General features: G+C 58.6%; 20 protein-coding genes and 1 pseudogene. 9 read left to right on the plus strand and 12 right to left on the minus strand.

Annotated features, from left to right (window positions below):
- Positions 1-55: 55 nt before the first annotated feature.
- The 7 genes from gpmA to modE all read right to left on the minus strand — a co-directional run bounded on the left by gpmA (position 56) and on the right by modE (position 7,847).
- Positions 56-808, minus strand: coding sequence for a 2,3-diphosphoglycerate-dependent phosphoglycerate mutase (gpmA, locus tag WLO32_RS06315; RefSeq protein ID WP_121265083.1), 753 nt, complete (start codon positions 806-808; stop codon positions 56-58).
- Positions 809-1,018: 210 nt separating this feature from the next.
- Positions 1,019-2,059, minus strand: coding sequence for a galactose-1-epimerase (gene galM / locus WLO32_RS06320; RefSeq protein WP_435947612.1), 1,041 nt, complete (start codon positions 2,057-2,059; stop codon positions 1,019-1,021).
- A complete protein-coding gene (gene galK, locus WLO32_RS06325) occupies positions 2,053-3,201 on the minus strand; it encodes a galactokinase (protein ID WP_435947613.1) in 1,149 nt (382 codons plus the stop codon). Before galK ends, galM begins: the two co-directional genes overlap by 7 nt.
- Before the next feature lies 1 nt (position 3,202).
- Positions 3,203-4,249, minus strand: coding sequence for a galactose-1-phosphate uridylyltransferase (gene galT, locus WLO32_RS06330; RefSeq protein ID WP_435947614.1), 1,047 nt, complete (start codon positions 4,247-4,249; stop codon positions 3,203-3,205).
- A gap of 9 nt (positions 4,250-4,258) precedes the next feature.
- On the minus strand, positions 4,259-5,278 hold the full coding sequence (gene galE / locus WLO32_RS06335) for a UDP-glucose 4-epimerase GalE (RefSeq protein ID WP_435947615.1): 1,020 nt from the start codon (positions 5,276-5,278) through the stop codon (positions 4,259-4,261).
- Positions 5,279-5,502: 224 nt separating this feature from the next.
- Positions 5,503-6,981 (minus strand): molybdate ABC transporter ATP-binding protein ModF, encoded by a 1,479-nt coding sequence (gene modF, locus WLO32_RS06340; protein ID WP_435947616.1) that lies wholly within the window; start codon positions 6,979-6,981, stop codon positions 5,503-5,505.
- Positions 6,982-7,055: 74 nt separating this feature from the next.
- Positions 7,056-7,847, minus strand: a complete 792-nt coding sequence (modE, locus tag WLO32_RS06345; RefSeq protein ID WP_435947617.1) for a molybdenum-dependent transcriptional regulator — start codon at positions 7,845-7,847, stop codon at positions 7,056-7,058.
- A gap of 129 nt (positions 7,848-7,976) precedes the next feature.
- Here modE and WLO32_RS06350 point away from each other — a divergent pair, with 129 nt between their 5' ends.
- From WLO32_RS06350 to modC, 4 genes and pseudogenes are all read left to right on the plus strand, one after another.
- Positions 7,977-8,126 carry an AcrZ family multidrug efflux pump-associated protein gene (locus tag WLO32_RS06350; protein WP_121265095.1) on the plus strand — a complete coding sequence of 50 codons (150 nt, stop codon included), beginning with the start codon at positions 7,977-7,979 and terminating at the stop codon, positions 8,124-8,126.
- 129 nt (positions 8,127-8,255) lie between these two features.
- Positions 8,256-9,030 (plus strand): annotated as a pseudogene (modA, locus tag WLO32_RS06355) (molybdate ABC transporter substrate-binding protein).
- A complete protein-coding gene (gene modB / locus WLO32_RS06360; RefSeq protein WP_435947618.1) occupies positions 9,030-9,722 on the plus strand; it encodes a molybdate ABC transporter permease subunit in 693 nt (230 codons plus the stop codon). Before modA ends, modB begins: the two are co-directional and overlap by 1 nt.
- Positions 9,722-10,780, plus strand: coding sequence for a molybdenum ABC transporter ATP-binding protein ModC (modC, locus tag WLO32_RS06365; protein WP_435947619.1), 1,059 nt, complete (start codon positions 9,722-9,724; stop codon positions 10,778-10,780). Before modB ends, modC begins: the two co-directional genes overlap by 1 nt.
- A 65-nt stretch (positions 10,781-10,845) precedes the next feature.
- Here modC and WLO32_RS06370 read toward each other — a convergent pair whose 3' ends face one another.
- The gene (locus WLO32_RS06370) at positions 10,846-11,664 is read right to left on the minus strand and encodes a pyridoxal phosphatase (protein WP_435947620.1); all 819 of its coding nucleotides are present in this window, start codon (positions 11,662-11,664) and stop codon (positions 10,846-10,848) included.
- Positions 11,665-11,805: 141 nt separating this feature from the next.
- On the opposite strand from WLO32_RS06370, the gene pgl reads away from it, so the two are divergent.
- Positions 11,806-12,804, plus strand: coding sequence for a 6-phosphogluconolactonase (pgl, locus tag WLO32_RS06375; RefSeq protein WP_435947621.1), 999 nt, complete (start codon positions 11,806-11,808; stop codon positions 12,802-12,804).
- Positions 12,805-12,859: 55 nt separating this feature from the next.
- On the opposite strand, the gene WLO32_RS06380 is transcribed toward pgl, so the two are convergent.
- The 4 genes from WLO32_RS06380 to bioA all read right to left on the minus strand — a co-directional run bounded on the left by WLO32_RS06380 (position 12,860) and on the right by bioA (position 16,805).
- Positions 12,860-14,158, minus strand: coding sequence for a putative acyl-CoA thioester hydrolase (locus tag WLO32_RS06380; RefSeq protein WP_435947622.1), 1,299 nt, complete (start codon positions 14,156-14,158; stop codon positions 12,860-12,862).
- A 114-nt stretch (positions 14,159-14,272) separates the two neighbouring features.
- On the minus strand, positions 14,273-14,749 hold the full coding sequence (locus WLO32_RS06385; protein WP_435947623.1) for a kinase inhibitor: 477 nt from the start codon (positions 14,747-14,749) through the stop codon (positions 14,273-14,275).
- A gap of 15 nt (positions 14,750-14,764) precedes the next feature.
- Positions 14,765-15,445 (minus strand): type 1 glutamine amidotransferase domain-containing protein, encoded by a 681-nt coding sequence (locus WLO32_RS06390; RefSeq protein ID WP_435947624.1) that lies wholly within the window; start codon positions 15,443-15,445, stop codon positions 14,765-14,767.
- A 70-nt stretch (positions 15,446-15,515) separates the two neighbouring features.
- Positions 15,516-16,805, minus strand: coding sequence for an adenosylmethionine--8-amino-7-oxononanoate transaminase (bioA, locus tag WLO32_RS06395; protein ID WP_435947625.1), 1,290 nt, complete (start codon positions 16,803-16,805; stop codon positions 15,516-15,518).
- Between the two features lie 89 nt (positions 16,806-16,894).
- Here bioA and bioB point away from each other — a divergent pair, with 89 nt between their 5' ends.
- The 4 genes from bioB to bioD are packed head-to-tail and all read left to right on the plus strand — an operon-like array spanning position 16,895 to position 20,501.
- Positions 16,895-17,935, plus strand: coding sequence for a biotin synthase BioB (gene bioB, locus WLO32_RS06400; protein WP_435947626.1), 1,041 nt, complete (start codon positions 16,895-16,897; stop codon positions 17,933-17,935).
- Positions 17,932-19,086: an 8-amino-7-oxononanoate synthase gene (gene bioF / locus WLO32_RS06405; RefSeq protein ID WP_435947627.1), complete on the plus strand. Its 1,155-nt coding sequence runs from the start codon at positions 17,932-17,934 to the stop codon at positions 19,084-19,086. The genes bioB and bioF overlap by 4 nt, the downstream gene beginning before the upstream one ends.
- Complete coding sequence (bioC, locus tag WLO32_RS06410) at positions 19,067-19,825, plus strand: malonyl-ACP O-methyltransferase BioC (RefSeq protein WP_435947628.1); 759 nt, start codon at positions 19,067-19,069, stop codon at positions 19,823-19,825. Before bioF ends, bioC begins: the two co-directional genes overlap by 20 nt.
- The gene (gene bioD / locus WLO32_RS06415; RefSeq protein WP_435947629.1) at positions 19,818-20,501 is read left to right on the plus strand and encodes a dethiobiotin synthase; all 684 of its coding nucleotides are present in this window, start codon (positions 19,818-19,820) and stop codon (positions 20,499-20,501) included. Before bioC ends, bioD begins: the two co-directional genes overlap by 8 nt.
- Positions 20,502-20,618 lie beyond the last annotated feature (117 nt).

Genomic DNA, 20,618 nt, shown 5'->3' on the forward strand with positions numbered 1-20,618 from the left:
ATTTCGCTATAAAAAAAGGCGTGGATTACTCCACGCCTTTTTCACATCCTGCGAATTACTTCGCTTTGCCCTGGTTCGCAACAGCCGCGGCTTTAGCTGCGATCTCGTCAGCGTTGCCCAGGTAGTAGTGTTTCAGCGGCTTGAAGTTTTCATCAAACTCATACACCAACGGCACGCCGGTTGGGATATTCAGCTCAAGAATTTCTTCTTCGCTCATGTTATCAAGGTACTTCACCAGCGCACGCAGGGAGTTACCGTGAGCCGCAACGATCACGCGCTCGCCGCTTTTCATGCGTGGCAGAATGGTTTCATTCCAGTAAGGGATTACGCGATCGATGGTCAGCGCCAGGCTTTCAGTGGTCGGCAGCTCTTTATCGCTCAGCGATGCATAACGCGGGTCGTGGCCCGGGAAACGCTCGTCATCGCGGGTCAGTTCCGGTGGCGTTACGGCAAAACCGCGGCGCCATTGTTTAACCTGCTCGTCACCGTATTTTTCTGCGGTTTCAGCTTTGTTCAGACCCTGCAGCGCGCCGTAGTGACGTTCGTTCAGCTTCCAGGATTTTTCAACCGGCAGCCAGGCCTGATCCAGTTCATCGAGAATATTCCACAGCGTATGGATGGCACGTTTCAGCACGGAGGTATAAGCAAAATCGAAGCTGTAGCCTTCGTCTTTGAGCAGCTGACCTGCGGCTTTCGCTTCGGTTTTACCCTTCTCGGACAGATCAACGTCATACCAACCGGTGAAACGGTTTTCGTTGTTCCACTGGCTTTCGCCGTGACGAACCAGTACCAGCTTAGTAACAGCCATAGTTTACTCCTTAATAAGCCTGCGATTAATGATAACGATTATCATTATATTGCCGTGGGACGACCTGCGGCAATCTAAACGTTTAACATAGCGAAAAAGAGCGCCAAGTGTAAGGTTGATGTGAATCTGGCGTTATTTTTTGTCGCTTTTCGGTGGGATATTCAGCGATCGGCATAAGAATTACCCTCCCGTAGAGGGAGGGCGTCAGCGTTACTGCGGGATAAACTGATATTCCGTTACGCTAAGGTACTCTTCACCCGGCTGCAGCCAGCAGTCCGGCTGCGGCCATTCGGGATGGTTCGGGCTGTCCGGCAGGAATTCGCTTTCCAGCGCCAGGCCCTGACAGGCGGTATAGGTTCCCTGTTCGCGGGCCGGCGTGCCCTCCAGATAGTTGCCGCTGTAGAATTGCAGCGCCGGAGCCGAGGTATAAACCGTCATCTGCAGCTTGTTATCGCTGGCCCAGACGTGCGCTGCGGGCCGGGTGACATCGCCCTTAGCCTGCAGAAGAAACGCGTGATCGTAGCCCTTCACCAGCTTCTGGTCTTCATCACTCAGAAAATCATCGGCGATAGTTTTCGCACGGCGGAAATCAAAGCTGGTGCCTTCAACGCTTTTAAGACCGCGCTGCGGGATGCCGCTGCTGTCCACCGGCAGGTAGCTGTCGGCAAAAAGCTGCAGCTTATGCTGACGCACGTCGTTCTGCGCGCCGTCAAGATTGAAGTAGGCGTGGTTGGTGAGGTTCACCGGGCAGGCCTTATCAACCTTTGCGCGGAACTCAATGGCGATGCGGTTATCTTCGGTCAGCGAGTAGCGAGCCGTGGCGCGAAACTCACCGGGGAAGCCCTGATCGCCATCCACGGAATCGAGCGTATAAAGTACTTCCTGCTCATTCTGACGCACGATGCGCCAGCGGCGCTTGTCGAACCCTTCCGGCCCGCCGTGTAGCTGATGCTCGCCCTGGTTGGCGGTAACGTTGATGGTCGCACCGTCGCGCGTAAAGCTGCTGTTGGCGATGCGGTTCGCATAGCGGCCAACGGTTGCGCCAAGGTAGGCCGTCTGGTTGAGATAGTCTTCCGGGGAAGCGCAGCCAAGCAGCGTCTCACGCACGCTGTTGTCTTTCATCGGCACGCGGCAGGAAAGCAGGGTTGCTCCCCAGTCCATCATGGTCACTACCATGCCTGCGCTGTTGCGCAGGGTGGAGATGCGGTACGGCTGCCCGTCCGGGGCGAGCTGAGGCGTCTCTTTTAGCATTGTCCAGCTCCTTCTGAAGGTTTGCAGACATAGAAGGTTTCTTTGATACCGGTTTTCGCTTCGTACTGCTCGGCCACCGCTTTTTCCACGGCGGGCACCAGATCTTCGGGGAGCAGGGCAACGACACAGCCGCCGAAGCCGCCGCCGGTCATGCGCACGCCGCCCTTATCGCCGATGGTTTCTTTGACTATCTCAACCAGCGTATCAATCTGCGGCACGGTGATTTCAAAGTCATCGCGCATAGAGGCATGGGATTGGGCCATCAGCTGACCCATTCGCAGCAGGTCGCCTTTCGCCAGCGCGTCGGCCGCTTCAAGGGTACGGATATTTTCCGTCAGCACGTGGCGCACGCGTTTGGCGACGACCGGGTCGAGCTCGTGCGCAACGGCATTAAACTTATCGAGCTCCACGTCGCGCAGCGCTTTTTGCGTAAAGAAGCGAGCGCCGGTTTCGCACTGCTGGCGACGAGTGTTGTACTCGCTGCCTACCAGCGTGCGTTTGAAGTTGCTGTTAATGATAACCACCGCCACGCCTTTTGGCATTGAAACGGCTTTGGTGCCAAGCGAGCGGCAGTCGATAAGCAGGGCGTGGTCTTTCTTGCCCAGCGCGGAAATCAGCTGGTCCATGATGCCGCAATTACAGCCCACGAACTGATTTTCGGCTTCCTGGCCGTTGAGCGCGAGCTGCGCGCCGTCGAGCGACAGGTGGTAAAGCTGCTGGAATACTTTGCCGACCGCGACTTCCAGCGAGGCAGATGAGCTAAGACCGGCGCCCTGCGGCACATTCCCGCTGATAACGAGGTCCGCGCCACCGAAGTTTTTATCGCGCTGCTGCAGGTGTTTTACCACCCCGCGCACATAGTTCGACCACTGCTGGGTATCATGGGAAAGGATGGGCTTATCCAGAGAAAACTCGTCGCTCTGATTGTCGTAGTCCGCGGCGATGACGCGTACCGTACGGTCGTCACGTTTCGCGCAGCTGATCACCGTCTGATAGTCGATGGCGCACGGCAGCACGAAGCCGTCGTTATAGTCCGTGTGCTCGCCAATCAGGTTGACGCGACCGGGAGCCTGAATGGTCAGCGAAGCAGGGTAGCCGAAGCTGTCGGCGAAGAGTTGTTGGGTTTTATCTTTCAGACTCATTTTAAACTCCTGATTGGCGAAAGTGCACGTCGGAGACGGCACGCAAGCGTTCTGCGGCTTGCTCTGCGGTTAAATCACGTTGGGTTTCGGCCAGCATTTCATAGCCGACCATAAATTTGCGCACCGTCGCGCTACGCAGCAGCGGCGGATAGAAGTGCGCGTGCAGCTGCCAGTGGTCGTTTTGCTCACCGTTAAAGGGGGCGCCGTGCCAGCCCATGGAGTAAGGGAAAGAGCACTGGAAAAGGTTATCGTAGCGGCTGGTCAATTTTTTCAGCGCCAGCGCCAGATCGCCGCTTTGTTCCGCGCTCAGATCGGTGATGCGTAGCACGTGCGCCTTTGGCAGCAGCAGCGTTTCAAACGGCCAGGCGGCCCAGTAAGGAACCACCGCCAGCCAGTGCTCCGTTTCCACTACGGTACGGCTGCCGTCATTTAGCTCGCGCTGCGCGTAGTCCACCAGCATCGCTGAACCCTGGCGGGCAAAATATTCGCGCTGCAGCGCGTCTTCACGCGCCACTTCATTAGGCAGGAAGCTGTTGGCCCAAACCTGTCCGTGCGGATGCGGGTTGGAGCAGCCCATCGCCGCGCCTTTGTTCTCAAAAACCTGCACCCAGGGGTAGGTTTTGCCGAGATCGGCCGTCTGCTCCTGCCAGGTTTTCACCACTTCTTCAAGGGCGGGAACGGAAAGCTGCGGCAGCGTTTTGCTGTGATCGGGAGAGAAGCAAATCACCCGGCTGGTGCCGCGCGCGCTTTCGCAGCGCATCAAGGGGTCGGCGTTTTCTGGCGCATCCGGCGTGTCCGTCATCAGCGCGGCAAAATCGTTAGTAAAGACAAAGGTGCCGGTATACTGCGGATTCTTATCGCCGGTGACGCGGGTATTGCCGGGACACAAAAAACAGTCCGGATCGTGCGCCGGTAATGTTTCCTGAGAAGGGGTTTCCTGGGCGCCCTGCCAGGGGCGCTTGGCGCGATGCGGAGAAACCAGAATCCATTGGCCCGTTAGTGGGTTATAACGACGATGTGGATGATCCACCGGGTTAAACTGCTCCATCACTTTTCCTTAATCCGGATAGCCTTGAGGATGGCGGGACTGCCAGCGCCAGGTATCATCTGCCATTTCCTGCAGCGTACGGCTGACACGCCAGTTAAGTTCTTTATCTGCTTTGCTTGCATCGGCCCAGTAAGCCGGCAAATCGCCGTCGCGGCGCGGAGCGAAGTGGTAATTTACCGGTTTGCCGCACGCCTTGCTGAAGGCGTTGACCACGTCCAGGACGCTGCTGCCGATACCTGCGCCGAGGTTGTAAATATGCACGCCGGGCTTGTTCTCAAGCGTCTGCATTGCGGCAACGTGGCCGTCGGCCAAATCCATGACGTGAATGTAATCACGCACGCCGGTGCCGTCTTCGGTCGGGTAGTCGTTGCCAAAAACGGCCAGCGAATCGCGGCGGCCAACGGCGACCTGGGCGATATAGGGCATCAGGTTATTTGGGATGCCCTGCGGATCTTCGCCCATATCGCCTGACGGATGGGCGCCCACCGGATTGAAATAACGCAGCAGCGCAACGCTCCAGTTCGGCTGGGCTTTTTGCAGGTCGGTCAGAATCTGCTCGACCATCAGCTTGCTGCGGCCGTAAGGGCTGGCAGGCGTGCCGGTCGGGAAGCTTTCTACGTAAGGAATTTGCGGCTGGTCGCCGTAAACGGTAGCCGAGGAGCTGAAGATAAAGTTGGTCACGTTGGCGGCGCGCATCGCGGTAATGAGGCGTAGCGTACCTGTCACATTGTTGTCGTAGTATTCCAGCGGCTTGTTGACCGATTCGCCCACGGCCTTAAGCCCGGCGAAGTGGATAACGGCGTCGATCTGGTGATCGTGGAAAATTTCAGCCAGCAGGCCTTCGTCGCGAATGTCGCCGTCGATAAACAGCGGCTGTTTACCGCCGCCGAGACGCGCAATTACCGGCAGCACGCTGCGTTTGCTGTTACACAGGTTATCCAGAATGACAACGTCATGACCCTTTTGCAGCAGCTGCACGCAGGTATGACTGCCAATGTAACCGCTACCACCTGTTACCAGAACTCTCATTTTTCGCTCCATTACGGCTATGGTATGTATTAAACATAGCATAACAGAGATGCGAAAAGTGTGACATGCGATAAAATAGTGGAATCGTTTACACTGACTGTTTCTCAGGGTTTTGCGCAGTAAAAAATGATTATAAAACAACTATAAGGCGAAATGATTTTGCAGGTTGTCTGAAAGTGACGGCGGGGTGGCGGCGCAAGGTCGCGCGCCGCCTGGTAAAGAGCTTAACGGGGCGACAAATCCTCAAATTCATAGCGATACACATCGCCGTCGGCCACGAAGCTTAGCCGCTTCGTAATACACTCCGGGGCGTCTTCGGCATGGTGTGAAACGAACAGCAGCTGGGTTTCACCCTCGCCAATCAGAATATCCACGAAACGGCGCACCAGCTGGCGGTTTAGCGGATCCAGGCCCTGCAGCGGCTCATCAAGAATCAGCAACGTCGGGTGCTTAACCAGCGCGCGGGCGATAAGCGCCAGCCTCTGTTGGCCCCATGACAGGCTGTGGAAAGGGGCGTCGGCGACGGCGTTGTCCATGCCGAGCATATGCAGCCACTCGCGGGTAAGCTTCTGCTGGCGATCGGAAACGGCCTGGTAAATGCCGATGGAGTCGAAGAAGCCCGAGAGAATAACGTTGCGCACCGAGGTGCTGACGCGGTATTCCAGGTGCAGGCTGCTGCTGACGTAGCCGATATGCTTTTTAATATCCCAGATGGTCTCGCCGCTGCCGCGACGGCGGCCGAACAGCGTCAGGTCGTTGCTGTAGCCCTGCGGGTGATCGCCCGTCACCAGGCTTAGCAGGGTGGATTTTCCCGCCCCGTTGGGGCCGACAATTTGCCAGTGTTCGCCGGGGTTCACGGTCCAGGAAAGTTTATGCAGAATAGGGCGGTCGTTATATTCCACCACGCCATCACGCAGGATGATGCGCGGCTCGCCTTCCGGCAGCGTATAGCGGGCGCTCGGGTCGTCGGCCTCCGGCAGCGCCACGCCCGCAAGCTTTTCACTGTGCGCCAGCTGGGCGATTAACGCCTGCTCAAGCAGCGTTTTCTTCTCGCCGGTTTCAATCAGCGTGCAGTCGGCGAGCACGCCCGCGTGCTGAACGAAATCCGGAATTTCATCAAAGCGATTGAGCACCAGCACCAGCGTATAGCCCTGCGCGCTAAGCTCGCCCAGTAAGCCAGCCAGCTGTTCGCGGGATTTTACATCCAGCCCGTCGAAGGGTTCGTCCAGAATCAGTAAATCCGGCTGCGGCATCAGCGCCTGGCAAAGGAGCGTCTTGCGCGTCTCGCCGGTGGAAAGATATTTAAAACGGCGCGTCAGAAGGGGGGCGATGCCAAACAGCGTCGCCAGCGCTTCGCAGCGCGCCGGGTCGCGGATTTCTTCCTGGATAATTTCTGCGGTGGTGCGCCCGGTATCCTCTTCGTCGGGGCTGAGCAGATCGGTATTGTTGCGCTGCCATTCATCGCTGACCAGCTTCTGCAGCTGTTCAAAGGAGAGATGGGCAAGGCGGGAGAAGCTGCACGTTCGTTCCCCTTTCAGCAGCGGCAGGGAGCCTGACAGCGCGCGCGCAAGCGCGGATTTCCCGCTGCCGTTCGCTCCGACAAACGCCCAGCTCTCGCCTGAGCGAATGGTTAAGTCATTGAGGGTCAGGGTTCGTGTATCGCTAATGCGAAAGATACCTTGCGAAATTTGCAACGCAGCCATGTGTTATCCCATTTTTTGCAGTGATAACCCAGCATTACGGATTGTCCGCGCGCTTGTCAATTCGCCGCAATCATTTAGCACAGTGTGGCGATAATCACGCGGTCGGCATTAAAAAATGCTACGACCTCAGAGCCTTCTGCCAGCTGCTGATGTTCCACCACGCTGTTCGGCACGGTTGCGCACAGCGTTTGCCCATCCGGAAGATGAACCAGCACTTCACTTTGTTCGGCGCCCTGCTGCACGCTTTGCACAATGCCCGGCAGACGATTATCCGCATGGCTTGCCCGGCTTTCATCGGTGGCGATCTCCACCCACGGCGCCTTGATCAGCACCAGCACTTCTTTGCCTTCGCTAAGCGTTAAGCGCTCCGCGCTCTGGCGCGTGATTGCCGCGCGCAGGCGCGTTGAGCCATCCGCGAGCAAAATATCAATATGCTGCTGAACCTGTTCGCTGTCGCGATGCAAAACCGTGCCAAACAGCTGGTTGCGGGCGCTGGTTTGCAAAGAGAAACGGGAAATGGCGGCAAGCAGGCTGTCGAGCGGCAGGTTGTCGTCGCGCAGCACGTCAAACGCCTTCTGCTGGATTTGCGCGAGCAGTTCGTAGAGCTGAATAAGGCGTTCACCGTAGCGGGTGACGATAGCGCCGCCGCCGCCCTTGCCGCCGGTGGCGCGCTCAACCAGCGTCTCTTCGGCGAGCTGGTTCATCTCGTTGATGGCGTCCCAGGCGCTTTTATAGCTGATGCCCGCAAGCTTAGCGCCCTGGCTAATTGAGCCGGTATGTTGTATTTGTTTCAGCAGCGCGATGCGGCGCGGATCGGCGAACAGCCGCTGCTGGAGCTTTAGCGTAAGTAGTATTTCGGCCTGCATACCCTCTCCGGACAAGAAAAAAGGCTATTTTCCTCTATTGCGGCGATGCGGGCAAATGGCACAAAAGGACAGTGCGTTTTTCTGGCGGCTGGTTAGAATAGTCCTTCTCACTTTTCACCTGAGGCAATCATGTTAGAGTTATTGAAAAGTTTGGTATTTGCCGTAATCATGGTGCCGGTAGTGATGGCAGTGATCCTCGGTCTGATCTACGGATTGGGTGAAGTCTTCAACGTCTTCTCAAAAGTTGGCCATCGCGACCAGCCAAAACAGCACCATTGATTTCCGAAAGCCCGCTTCCGCGGGCTTTTCTCTTTAAAGTCCTTTCTTTTTCTGCCGATAATATCTGTATCTTTCTGTTTGTTTTCGTTATATTCCTGCGTACATAACGAAAGTCAGTGGAGAAATATTATGATGAAGCAGTGGGTACGTCTCGCTTTTGGCGCGGCATTAAGCGTCAGCCTTGCCGGTCAGGGCCTTTGCCGATAACAGCAAAATCACCGTGTTTGCCGCAGCGTCGTTAACCAATGCGATGCAGGATATTGCCGCGCAGTATCAAAAAGACAAAAAGGTCGAGGTGGCGTCTTCCTTCGCCTCTTCCTCCACTTTAGCGCGCCAGCTTGAGGCGGGCGCTCCTGCGGATCTGTTTATTTCTGCCGACCAGAAATGGATGGATTACGCGGTCAGCAAAGACGCTATTAAAACAGACAGCCGCGAAACGCTGCTCGGCAATAGCCTGGTCGTGGTGGCGCCGAAAGACAGCAAGCTGAACGATGTGGCGATTAACGCCAAAACCGACTGGGCTAATTTGCTCAAGGGCGGACGTCTGGCGGTCGGCGACCCTGACCATGTTCCGGCGGGGATTTACGCCAAAGGCGCGCTGCAGAAGCTGGGCGCCTGGGAGACATTATCGCCTAAACTTGCTCCGGCAGAAGACGTGCGCGGCGCGCTGGCGCTGGTTGAGCGCGAAGAGGCACCGCTGGGCATTGTGTACGGCTCCGATGCCGTAGCCAGCAAGGGCGTGAAGGTAGTAGGAACCTTCCCTGAAGACTCCCACGAAAAGGTGGAATACCCTATTGCGATTGTCAAAGGCCACGATAACCCAACCGTTACCGCATTCTATGGCTATCTGAAAGGACCGGAAGCGGCAGCTATCTTCCAACGTTACGGATTTACGACCAAATAATGATATTGACCGATCCCGAATGGCAGGCGGTATTACTGAGCCTGAAAGTTTCAACTCTTGCCGTGCTGTTTAGTCTTCCGTTTGGGATCTTATTTGCCTGGGTGCTGGTGCGATGCCGCTTCCCGGGCAAAGCCTTGCTCGACAGTCTTATCCATCTTCCACTCGTACTTCCGCCCGTTGTGGTCGGCTATTTGTTATTGATAGCCATGGGCCGACGCGGTTTTATCGGCGCGTGGCTTTACGACGTGTTCGGCATCACCTTCGCCTTCAGCTGGCGCGGCGCGGTACTGGCGGCCGCGGTCATGTCCTTCCCGCTGATGGTGCGGGCTATTCGCCTGGCGCTCGAAGGCGTGGACATGAAGCTTGAGCAGGCGGCCCGCACGCTGGGCGCCGGGCGCTGGCGGGTCTTTTGCACCATCACCTTGCCGCTTACCCTGCCGGGAATTATCGCCGGAACGGTGCTGGCGTTTGCCCGCTCGCTGGGCGAGTTTGGCGCGACCATTACTTTCGTCTCCAATATTCCAGGCGAGACGCGCACCATTCCTTCCGCGATGTATACCTTAATTCAGACTCCCGGCGGCGAAAGCGCCGCGGCCCGGCTGTGCATGATCTCCATCGTCCTTGCGCTGGCGTCGTTGCTGGTGGCCGAATGGCTCGCCCGCCAGAGCCGTAAACGTATAGGGCTGATGTGATGCTGGAGCTTAATTTCGTCCAGACGCTTGGCGAACACCGCCTGACCATTAACGAAACCCTGCCGGGCCAGGGGATTACGGCCGTCTTTGGCGTTTCTGGCGCGGGCAAAACGTCGTTAATAAACGCGATTAGCGGCCTGACCCGTCCCCAGCAGGGCAGAATCGTGCTCAACGATCGCATATTGAGCGATGCCGGGAGCAAAATTTTCCTGGCGCCGGAAAAACGCCGCATTGGCTACGTCTTCCAGGACGCGCGTCTTTTCCCGCACTATCGCGTGCGCGGCAACCTTAAGTACGGTATGAACAGAAACATGGCCGGGCAGTTCGACAAGCTGGTGGCGCTGCTTGGCATCGGGGAGCTGCTGGAGCGTTTTCCATGGAGCCTTTCGGGCGGTGAAAAACAGCGCGTGGCTATCGGCCGTGCGCTGCTGACCTCGCCGGAACTGCTGCTGCTGGATGAACCGCTGGCCTCGCTTGATATTCCCCGCAAACGCGAGCTGTTGCCCTACCTGCAGCGGCTGGCGAAGGAAATCAATATCCCCATGCTCTACGTCAGCCACTCGCTGGAGGAAATCCTGCACCTTGCGGATAAAGTGCTGGTGCTTGACGGCGGCGACGTGAAAGCTTTTGGCAATCTCGAAGAGGTGTGGGGCAGCAGCGTTATGCATCCCTGGCTGCCGAAAGAGCAGCAGAGCAGCGTGCTGAAGGTCACGGTGCTTGAGCATCATCCCCATTACGCGATGACCGCCCTGGCGCTGGGCGACCAGCATCTGTGGGTGAATAAGCTCGATAAGCCGCTGCAGGCGCCGCTGCGCATTCGCATTCAGGCTTCGGATGTTTCGCTGATTCTGCAGCCGCCGGTAAACAGCAGCATCCGTAACGTGCTGCGCGCAAAAGTGGCGCAGTGTTTTGACGATAACGGGCAGGTTGAAGTGCAGCTGGAAGTGGGCGGCAGAACGCTGTGGGCGCGCATCAGCCCATGGGCGCGGGATGAGCTGGCGATAAAACCCGGCCAGTGGCTGTATGCACAAATCAAAAGCGTGTCGATAACGACCTGATTATGTCGGCGCGGTCCGCAAACAGAGGGTGGACAGGCGTAGCGCCATCCACCGCTTTCTGTCCGCTACAGCAGGTGTTTATAAATCGTTTCGGCGATGCTTGTTTCGAGGTTGGTGCCGATTACCAGGTCGGCGCGGGCCTTAATGGCCTCGTCGGCGTTGCCCATCGCCACGCCAAGCCCGGCGGCTTCCAGCATGCTCAGGTCGTTATAGTTATCGCCAAAGGCAATCACCTGATCCATCGTTAACCCTTCAGACTCCACCCACTGCGCCAGGCGTTTGCCTTTGCTGTTGCCGCTCTGCGCGACGTCCACCTGATCGTGCCACGACCATTCACAGGCAAGCCCCAGCTGCTGTTCCACCTTTTTGGTAAAGTTTTGCAGCTGGGGAATGTTTTCATCGGTGAGGGCGAACTTCCAGATGGCTTCAACCTCATGGGCCGCCTCACGCAGAGAATTCACGTGGCGGAAGACCGGCCGCTGCGCTTCCGGCAGCGAACGCGCCCAGTTTTCAGTGCGCATAATATGGCCCGTCGCCCGTTGATACAGCATGGCGTCATCGACGTACATCAGCCCGTGAACGTCATGAGCATCGAGTAAATCAATAAGCTGAACGGCCTGTTGTGAACTAAGCGGATCGGCGCTCAGAACCTTTTTCGCATGATAATCATACAAATAAGCGCCATTACAGCAAATTGCAGGTGTATCTAAAGCCAGTGCCTGATAAAAAGGATGGATGGCGACATGATGGCGGCCGGTGACGATCGCTACTTTGAACCCGGCTTCGCGGGCGCGCTGCAATGCGCTTAGTGATTCAGGAAGAATGGTTTTTTGTGGCGTCAGCAGGGTGCCGTCCAGATCAAGGGCGATTACTCGATACGTCATTTCAGGTTCCAGTCAAATTCAAGTCACAGGGTCTGCGCCGATAGTACACCGCCCGGGACGTTGTTCAAAATAGCGCCCCGAAGCGGCAAAACGGGCTACCCTTGTGACTATCACTCGATACGTTGGGAGGAATGAGATTTCATGAAACAAACAGTCTATACCGCCAGCCCCGAAAGCCAGCAGATCCACGTCTGGTCTCTGAATGCGCAGGGCGAGCTCACTTTGGTGCAGGTCGTCGACGTGCCAGGCCAGGTCCAGCCGATGGTTATCAGCCCGGATAAGCGCTACCTGTACGTTGGCGTGCGCCCGGAGTTTCGCGTGATTGCCTGGCGTATTTCGCCCGATGACGGCACCCTTAGCGAAGCGGGCACGGCCGCGCTGCCGGGCAGCCCGACGCATATTTCCACCGACCATCAGGGCCGCTTCCTCTTTAGCGCATCTTATAACGCCGGCAGCGTCAGCGTGATAAGCCTGCGCAATGACGGCCTGCCGGGCGAGACGGTATCCGTGGTGGAAGGTCTTGAAGGCTGCCACTCCGCCAATATCTCTCCTGACAACCGCACCCTGTGGGTGCCGGCGCTAAAACAGGATCGCATTTGCCTGTTTACGCTGTCCGACGACGGCGCGCTGGTTGCGCAAAGTCCGGCCGAAGTCACGACGGTAGAAGGCGCGGGTCCGCGTCACATGGCGTTCCATCCTAACCAACAATATGCCTATTGCGTGAATGAGCTGAACGGCTCCGTTGACGTGTGGGAGCTAAAAGATCCATACGGCAAAATCGAATGCGTGCAGACGCTCGATATCATGCCGCCGGACTTTTCGGATACCCGCTGGGCGGCGGACATTCATATCACGCCGGACGGACGTCACCTCTATACCTGCGATCGCACCGCCAGCGTGATCACCATCTTTAGCGTCTCTGAAGACGGCAGCGTGCTGTCCGTGGAGGGCTTCCAGCCCACGGAAACCCAGCCGCGCGGCTTCAACGTCGATCACAGCGGTAAATATCTGATCGCAGCGGGTCAGAAATCTCACCACATCGCGGTGTATCAAATCAACGGCGTGCAGGGGCTGCTGGAAGAGAAAGGGCGCTATGCGGTAGGGCAGGGACCAATGTGGGTAGTGGTTAACGCTCACTGATGCCGCGTTCGGGCAATAAAAAAAAACCTCGCGAATGCGAGGTTTTTTAATGGACTTACTTGCCTTCGGCAACGACCTGGCTGCCTGCGCCGCGGTTGTTGAACTCCCACAGGCGGTTAGCGTTGTTATCGTTGAGATCGCGCTGAACATTCTCTTTTTCGTCTTTCGTACCGATATTGCCGGTAAACGGACGTTTAGAGCCGATGGCGTCGCCCCATGGTTTTGCCGTATTGAAGCCTTCGTTGATCACGCTATCGCGGATAACCACCTGCCCGTTAGAGGTCTGGCCCGCGGCATAGCCGTTTTCAGACGCTTCAACGTCCCAGGCGCGGCCCAGCTGCGCGTCGCCTGCGGCTGTAAAGCGGCTGTTGACGGCAAGGAAGCCGTAGAACACGTTTGGCAGCGTCGCTGGCGCGAAGACCGAGCCTTCTTTCGTGCGGCTGTTAACCAGGCGGAAGTCGGTGTTTTCAAACACCACGGCGCCGCGGCCGCTCACCACGTCCACATCGCCTTCAATATAGCTGTTGGTTACCAGCGTGCGCGGCTGACGGTTGTCTAACAGACGGTTCTGCACATCGCTGTTGGTCACGAAGAAGGTGTTCTGGCGGCCAAGAAGATGCACATTGTTCAGCTGGACCTTATCGCCATCGCTACGCAGCGCCACGGCCTGGTGGTTGCCGGCGTCGACGCCGTCGCCCAGGGTATTGGCGATGGTCAGGTTTTGCAGCTGCAGGCCGCTGTTTTGCGACCAAACCGCGGCGGAGCACATGATGCCGACGGTGGCGGCGCGGCTGCTCTGACAGCTGTCAAACATATACCATGCTGGTTTACCCGGCATGTATTTGCCTGATGGGTTCACCGCGCGACGCCAGGTCGCGACATCGATTTCCGAATCCAGCGGCATGGTGATTTTCACGTCGTCGGCGTTATCCGTTGTGCCGTACAGCGTCACGCTGCCGGAAGAGGCAGGGATGTAGACGGTGCCCGGATATTCGCCCGGCTGAATGGCGATGTACTGACGCGCGCTGCTGTGCTTCGCAATCGCCGCGTCAACCGCTGCCTGGATGGAGGTATGGGTTACGCCCTGGCCGCCCGCGGCTCCCACCACGAAGTCTGGCTGCTGCGGCAGGCGAATGGAGGAAGGCGTCCACGGCGCTTCATCTTTATTCATGGATGAGAAGTAACGCGCCTGAACGAAGTTCTGCGCTTCCTCCGCCGATAAAATCGGACGAGACTGGGTTCCCGGCGCCATCTGCGTGGATGGACGGTCTTCTGGCGGCGTTGAGCTACAGGCGCTCAAGGCAACGGCAAAAGCGAGCGCGGCGGCCCGACGAGTAACCGATAATGTGTTCAAGGGTTGCTCCTTGCTGTGCGGTTGAAAAAGGGGTGTCCTCAAGGCCTGCATTTTTATACTAAGTTGAGCGAAACGGGAAGCCGATTTGCACAATCGGCTTCATAAAAGGTGGGATTAACTAAACAAAGCGGTAATAGAGGCGCTTCCTAACGAGTGAAAGTGGACGTTAAAGCCGACCATGGCGCCCGAGGCGTTCTCATCGACATCCAGCTTTTCGACGTCCAGCGCGTGAACGGTAAAAATATAGCGGTGCGTTTCGCCTTTCGGCGGAGCCGCGCCGCCGTAGCCGGCTTTGCCGAAGTCCGTGCGCGTCTGCACCGCGGGTTCAGGCAGCTCCACTAAATCAGAACCGGAGCCCTGCGGCAGGACGCGGGTACCGGCGGGCAGGTTGGCGACCACCCAGTGCCACCAGCCGGAGCCGGTTGGCGCGTCCGGATCGTAGCAGGTCACCACAAAGCTTTTCGTCCCGGCCGGAATATCGTCCCAGGCCAGATGCGGGGAAATGTTGTCGCCTTCGTAGCCCATGCCGTTAAAGACGTGGCGGGAAGGGAGCTTTTCACCCTCTTTAATGTCCTGGCTAATCAGTTTCATAACCGCTCCTTGTGATTAGAGATCGAGTAGTTTCAGCAGCTCTTCGGCAGCGATGGTGGAAGAGGCGGGGTTTTGCCCGGTAACCAGATGGCCGTCGACGACGGCATATTCGCCCCAGTCGTCGGTACGCTCGAACAGGCCGCCGGCTTTTTTCAGCTCATCTTCGACCAGAAACGGCACCACGGCCGTCAGGCCCACGCCCTCTTCTTCGCTGTTGGTAAAGCCGGTGACGCGTTTGCCCTTCACCAGCGCAACGCCATCCGGCGTTTTCACCTCGCGCAGCACGCCCGGCGCATGGCACACCGCGCCAACCGGCTTGCCGCTGGCCCAAAATGTTTCAATCAGCCTGATGGAGTTGGCGTCCTGGGCCAGATCCCACAGCGGACCGTGGCCGCCGGGATAGAAGACGGCGTCAAAATCTTCGGCGTTTACGGAAGCAAGCTTATGGGTGCTGGCAAGCAGCCGTTGGGCAGTTGTATCGCTGCGAAAGCGGCGGGTTGCGTCGGTTTGCGCGTCCGGCTCGTCGCTTTTGGGATCCAGCGGAGGCTGCCCGCCTTTGGGGGATGCAAGGGTTACGTCCAGCCCGGCATCCTGGAAAACGTACCAGGGCGCGGCAAACTCTTCAAGCCAGAAGCCCGTGGATTTGCCGGTATCGCCGAGCCGGTCGTGCGAGGTGAGTACCATAAGAATTTTCATTAGCTTCTTCCTGTCAGGCGCATGAAAAGATCTTCGTAGTGTAGTGCATCCTTGCACGGCCTGCAGGCGGCTAGCTTTTGAAGAAAGCCGGGTTTTCGACGGCTTTTGCCACCGCGGCGATAAGCTTTGCCAGCTGTTCGCGGCTGATGATGTACGGCGGCATCAGGTAAATAAGACGCCCGAAGGGGCGGATCCACACGCCCTGCTGCACAAAGAAAGCCTGCAGCGCGGCCATATCCACCGGCTGACGGGTTTCCACTACGCCAATCGCGCCCAGCACGCGCACGTCCGCTACCTGCCCGCAGTCCTGCAGGGGCTGCAGCCCTGTTTGCAACTGCCGTTCGATATCCTTCACCTGCTGCTGCCAGCCGCCTTCCTCCAGCAGCGCGAGGCTTTCGCTGGCTACCGCGCAGGCCAGCGGGTTGCCCATAAACGTGGGGCCATGCATAAAGCAGCCCGCCTCGCCGTTGCTGATGGTTTCGGCGATGTGCCGGGTGGAAAGGGTCGCTGAAAGGGTCAGGGTTCCTCCGGTCAGCGCTTTACCCAGGCACATAATATCCGGCGCGATGCCCGCGTGTTCGCAGGCAAACAGCCTGCCGGTGCGGCCAAAGCCGGTGGCGATTTCGTCGGCGATAAGCAAAATTCCTTCGCGATCGCACATGCGGCGAATACGGCGCAGCCACTCCGGGTGGTAGAAGCGCATCCCGCCCGCGCCCTGCACAATGGGTTCGAGAATCACCGCGGCAATTTCCTGCCGATGCGCCGCCATCAGCCGCGCGAAGGGCACGATATCCATTTCATCCCATTGGTCGTCAAACCCGCATTGCGGAGCGGGGGCGAACAGATGTTCCGGAAGATAACCCTGCCACAAAGAGTGCATGGAATTGTCAGGATCGCATACCGACATGGCGCCGAAAGTATCGCCGTGGTAGCCGTGGCGGAAAGTAAGGAAGCGCTGGCGCGGCTCGCCTTTCGCGTGCCAGTACTGCAACGCCATTTTCATCGCCACTTCTACCGCGACGGAGCCTGAATCTGCCAGAAAAACGCATTCGAGCGGCTCAGGCGTCATCGCCACCAGCCTGCGGCAAAGCGCCACCGCGGCGGGATGGGTGATGCCGCCAAACATGACGTGCGACATCTCGTCGATCTGGCGTTTCATCGCCTGGTTCAGGCGCGGATGGTTGTAGCCGTGGATCGCGGCCCACCAGGAAGACATGCCGTCAACCAGCGGCGTGCCGTCGGCGAGATTCAGCTCGCAGCCTGCTGCCGAAACGACCGGATAAACCGGCAGCGGCTGGGTCATGGAGGTGTAGGGGTGCCAGATATGGAGTTGGTCGAATGTTAAATCAGCAGGCGTCATAAGGTGACTTGTAAACCATTTTAAAAAGATTTAGGTTTACAAGTATAACGTCAATCAACGGCTAACAACACCCCTTTTGGAGACGCCCCATGGCTCACCACGCTCGCTGGACAATGTCGCAGGTCACTGCTTTATTTGAAAAACCTTTCCTCGAACTGCTGTTTGAAGCGCAGCAGGTTCACCGTCAGCACTTCGATCCCCGCCACGTGCAGGTCAGTACGCTGCTGTCGATAAAAACCGGCGCCTGTCCGGAAGACTGTAAATATTGCCCGCAAAGCGCGCGCTATAAAACCGGCCTGGAATCGGAGCGCCTGATGGAGGTCGAACAGGTGCTGGACTCCGCCCGCAAGGCGCGTAACGCGGGTTCGACCCGTTTCTGCATGGGGGCCGCCTGGAAGAACCCGAACGATCGCGATATGCCTTACCTTGAGCAGATGGTGCAGGGCGTGCGCGAAATGGGGCTGGAAACCTGCATGACGCTCGGCACCTTAACCGAGGCCCAGGCGCAGCGCCTGGCGGCGGCCGGGCTGGACTACTACAACCACAACCTCGATACCTCGCCGGAATTCTACGGCAATATCATCACCACGCGGACTTACCAGGAGCGTCTGGATACGCTCGATAAAGTGCGCGATGCGGGCATCAAGGTTTGCTCCGGCGGCATCGTCGGGCTGGGCGAAACGGTGAAGGATCGCGCAGGCTTGCTGCTGCAGCTCGCTAATCTGCCAACGCCGCCGGAAAGCGTGCCGATTAACATGCTGGTGAAGGTGAAAGGCACGCCGCTTGCGGATAACGACGACGTGGACGCGTTTGATTTCATCCGCACTATCGCCGTTGCGCGCATCATGATGCCGACCTCCTTCGTGCGCCTCTCTGCCGGCCGCGAGCAGATGAGCGAGCAGACCCAGGCGATGTGCTTTATGGCCGGGGCGAACTCTATTTTCTACGGCTGCAAGCTTCTCACCACGCCAAACCCGGAAGAAGACAAAGATTTACAGCTGTTCCGCAAGCTGGGGCTCAATCCGCAGCAGACCACCACCGACGCGGGCGATAACGAGCAGCAACAGCAGCTGGCCTCCCGGCTGCTGACGGCGGATACGGACAAGTATTACAACGCGGCGGCGGTATGAGCTGGCAGCAGCGCATCGAGCAGCAGCTTGCCCAAAGGCGCGCCGACGACAGCTTTCGCGTCAGGCAGGCCAACGAACGCGGCAGCGGGCGCCTGCTGATAAGCAACGGCAGGCGATACCTGAACTTTTCCAGCAACGATTACCTGGGGCTAAGCCTGCATCCCGGTATCATTCGCGCCTGGCAGAAGGGCGCGGAGCAGTACGGCGTCGGCAGCGGCGGCTCGGGGCACGTGACGGGCTACAGCAGGGCCCATCAGCAGCTGGAAGAAGCCCTTTCCGGGTGGCTTGGCTATCCGCGCGCGCTGCTGTTTATCTCCGGTTTTGCGGCCAATCAGGCCGTGATTACCGCGCTTGCGCAAAAGCAGGATCGCATTCTGGCGGACAGGCTCAGCCATGCGTCCCTGCTGGAAGCGGCGATGTTAAGCCCGGCGCAGCTGCGGCGCTTCGCGCATAACGACGTGCGGGCGCTGGAGAAGCTGCTGGCCGCCGCCTGCGAAGGCCAGCAGCTGGTTATCACCGAAGGCGTATTCAGCATGGACGGGGACCAGGCTCCCCTCGGCGCGATTGCCGCGGCCGCCCGCGCGAGGGGCGGCTGGCTGCTGGTGGACGATGCCCACGGCATCGGCGTGGCGGGCGAAGAAGGGCGGGGAAGCTGCCATCAGCTGCGGGTTAAACCAGATTTGCTGATCGTCACCTTCGGCAAGGCATTCGGCGTGAGCGGCGCGGCCGTGTTGTGCAGCGACGAGGTGGCGGACTATCTGCTCCAGTTTGCCCGCCATCTGATTTACAGCACGGCGATGCCTCCCGCCCAGGCCTGTGCGCTGTCCGCGGCGCTGGAGGCGATCCGCCACGGCGACGAACAACGCGCCCGGCTACGCGACAATATCGCAGCTTTCCGGCGCGGCGCGGCGCGGCTGCCGCTGGGATTAATCGATTCGCAAACCGCCATTCAGCCGCTGATTGTGGGTGAGAACGCCCGCACGCTCGGCCTTGCGGCCCGTCTACGGGAGCGTGGTTTTTGGCTGACCGCCATCCGTCCGCCAACCGTCCCCGTCGGCAGCGCCCGTCTGCGCGTGACGCTTACCGCAGAACATACCCGCGAAGATGTCGACGCGCTGCTGGAGGCTCTGCATGACGAAACTCGTGAATAAACTGGCCGTGGCGCAAGCCTTCGGGCGGGCGGCCGCCACCTATGACAATTTTTCCGCCCTCCAGCGTATCAGCGGCGATTATCTGCTAAGCCGCCTGGCCGGACGCGAGTTCGGGCAGGTGTTAGACGCCGGCTGCGGCACCGGCTGGTTCAGCCGCCGCTGGAAAGAGCAGGGCAGCCGGGTTACGGCGCTCGATCTTTCGGCGAAAATGTTAAGCCACGCCCGCGAGCAGCAGGCGGCAGACAGCTATCTCGCGGGCGATATCGAGGCGTTGCCGCTGGGCAATGAAGCCGTGTCCCTGGCCTGGAGCAATCTTGCGGTGCAGTGGTGCGGCGATTTACGCCGGGGATTAAGCGAGCTTTACCGGGTGACCCGTCCGGGCGGATGCGTCGCTTTCACCACCGTAGCCGCAGGCTCGCTCCCGGAGCTGCATGCCGCCTGGCAGGCCGTGGATGCAAGGGCGCACGCCAATGAATTTTTGTCGCCGGAAGAAATTGAAGCCGCCTGCGAAGGCTGGCGCGCATCGCTTTATGTTGAGCGGGTGACCCAGCGTTTTCCGGATGTGATGAGCGCGATGCGCACGCTTAAAGGCGTGGGGGCCACGCATCTTCATGAAGGGCGTAAAAGCTCGCTGATGACGCGTCGGCAGCTGCAGCGCCTGAGCCTTGCCTGGCCGCAGCGTGACGGCGCTTTTCCGCTTAGCTGGCAACTTGTGTGTGGAGTTATTGAACGTGATTAAAAAATGGTTTGTTACCGGAACCGATACTGAAGTCGGGAAAACCGTCGCCAGCTGCGCCCTGCTGCAGGCCGCGGCGCAGGCGGGCTTTAAGGCCGTAGGCTACAAGCCCGTGGCCTCCGGCAGCGAAATGACGCCGCAGGGTATTCGCAATAGCGATGCGCTGGCCCTCCAGCGCAACAGCAACGTCCCCCTAAGCTATGAGCAGGTTAATCCGCTGGCCTTTCTTGAGCCGACCTCTCCGCACATTATCAGCGCGGAGGAGGGCCGTCCGATAGCTTTTGCAACGCTCTCTGCGGGCCTGGCGGCCCTTTCGCAGTACGGAGACTGGATTCAGGTGGAAGGCGCCGGCGGCTGGTTTACCCCGCTTTCCGAATCCTCCACCTTTGCCGACTGGGCGGCGGCCGAAAAGCTGCCGGTCATTCTGGTGGTGGGCGTTAAGCTGGGCTGCATTAACCACGCGATGCTGACGGCGCAGGCGGTAAAAAGCGCCGGCCTGCCGCTGGCGGGTTGGATCGCAAACGACGTTCTGCCGCCGGGCAAACGGCACGCTGAATATATCGCGACGCTCAGGAAAGTGCTGCCCGCGCCGATGCTCGGCGAAATTCCCTGGCTGCCGGAGCTGGACGAAAAAACCTTACTCGGTAGCTATCTCGATTTATCCCGTCTTGCGGCTTAGGCCGCGTTTTTTCTCTGCATAACTGCAACGCCCGAAATTTACTTCGGGCGTTTTTCCATAACGACGCATTCGTTAAAGCAAACCCTGTCGCAATGCTTCAATACAGGCTAAATTATC

Source organism: Dryocola mayonis (genome assembly GCF_051307045.1).
Taxonomy (GTDB): domain Bacteria; phylum Pseudomonadota; class Gammaproteobacteria; order Enterobacterales; family Enterobacteriaceae; genus Dryocola.

Coding starts and splice junctions, on each gene's coding strand:
- gpmA (WP_121265083.1), bottom strand. CDS start 808: ATGGCTGTTACTAAGCTGGTACTGGTTCGTCACGGCGAAAGCCAGTGG.
- galM (WP_435947612.1), bottom strand. CDS start 2,059: ATGCTAAAAGAGACGCCTCAGCTCGCCCCGGACGGGCAGCCGTACCGC.
- galK (WP_435947613.1), bottom strand. CDS start 3,201: ATGAGTCTGAAAGATAAAACCCAACAACTCTTCGCCGACAGCTTCGGC.
- galT (WP_435947614.1), bottom strand. CDS start 4,249: ATGGAGCAGTTTAACCCGGTGGATCATCCACATCGTCGTTATAACCCA.
- galE (WP_435947615.1), bottom strand. CDS start 5,278: ATGAGAGTTCTGGTAACAGGTGGTAGCGGTTACATTGGCAGTCATACC.
- modF (WP_435947616.1), bottom strand. CDS start 6,981: ATGGCTGCGTTGCAAATTTCGCAAGGTATCTTTCGCATTAGCGATACA.
- modE (WP_435947617.1), bottom strand. CDS start 7,847: ATGCAGGCCGAAATACTACTTACGCTAAAGCTCCAGCAGCGGCTGTTC.
- WLO32_RS06350 (WP_121265095.1), top strand. CDS start 7,977: ATGTTAGAGTTATTGAAAAGTTTGGTATTTGCCGTAATCATGGTGCCG.
- modB (WP_435947618.1), top strand. CDS start 9,030: ATGATATTGACCGATCCCGAATGGCAGGCGGTATTACTGAGCCTGAAA.
- modC (WP_435947619.1), top strand. CDS start 9,722: ATGCTGGAGCTTAATTTCGTCCAGACGCTTGGCGAACACCGCCTGACC.
- WLO32_RS06370 (WP_435947620.1), bottom strand. CDS start 11,664: ATGACGTATCGAGTAATCGCCCTTGATCTGGACGGCACCCTGCTGACG.
- pgl (WP_435947621.1), top strand. CDS start 11,806: ATGAAACAAACAGTCTATACCGCCAGCCCCGAAAGCCAGCAGATCCAC.
- WLO32_RS06385 (WP_435947623.1), bottom strand. CDS start 14,749: ATGAAACTGATTAGCCAGGACATTAAAGAGGGTGAAAAGCTCCCTTCC.
- WLO32_RS06390 (WP_435947624.1), bottom strand. CDS start 15,445: ATGAAAATTCTTATGGTACTCACCTCGCACGACCGGCTCGGCGATACC.
- bioA (WP_435947625.1), bottom strand. CDS start 16,805: ATGACGCCTGCTGATTTAACATTCGACCAACTCCATATCTGGCACCCC.
- bioB (WP_435947626.1), top strand. CDS start 16,895: ATGGCTCACCACGCTCGCTGGACAATGTCGCAGGTCACTGCTTTATTT.
- bioF (WP_435947627.1), top strand. CDS start 17,932: ATGAGCTGGCAGCAGCGCATCGAGCAGCAGCTTGCCCAAAGGCGCGCC.
- bioC (WP_435947628.1), top strand. CDS start 19,067: ATGACGAAACTCGTGAATAAACTGGCCGTGGCGCAAGCCTTCGGGCGG.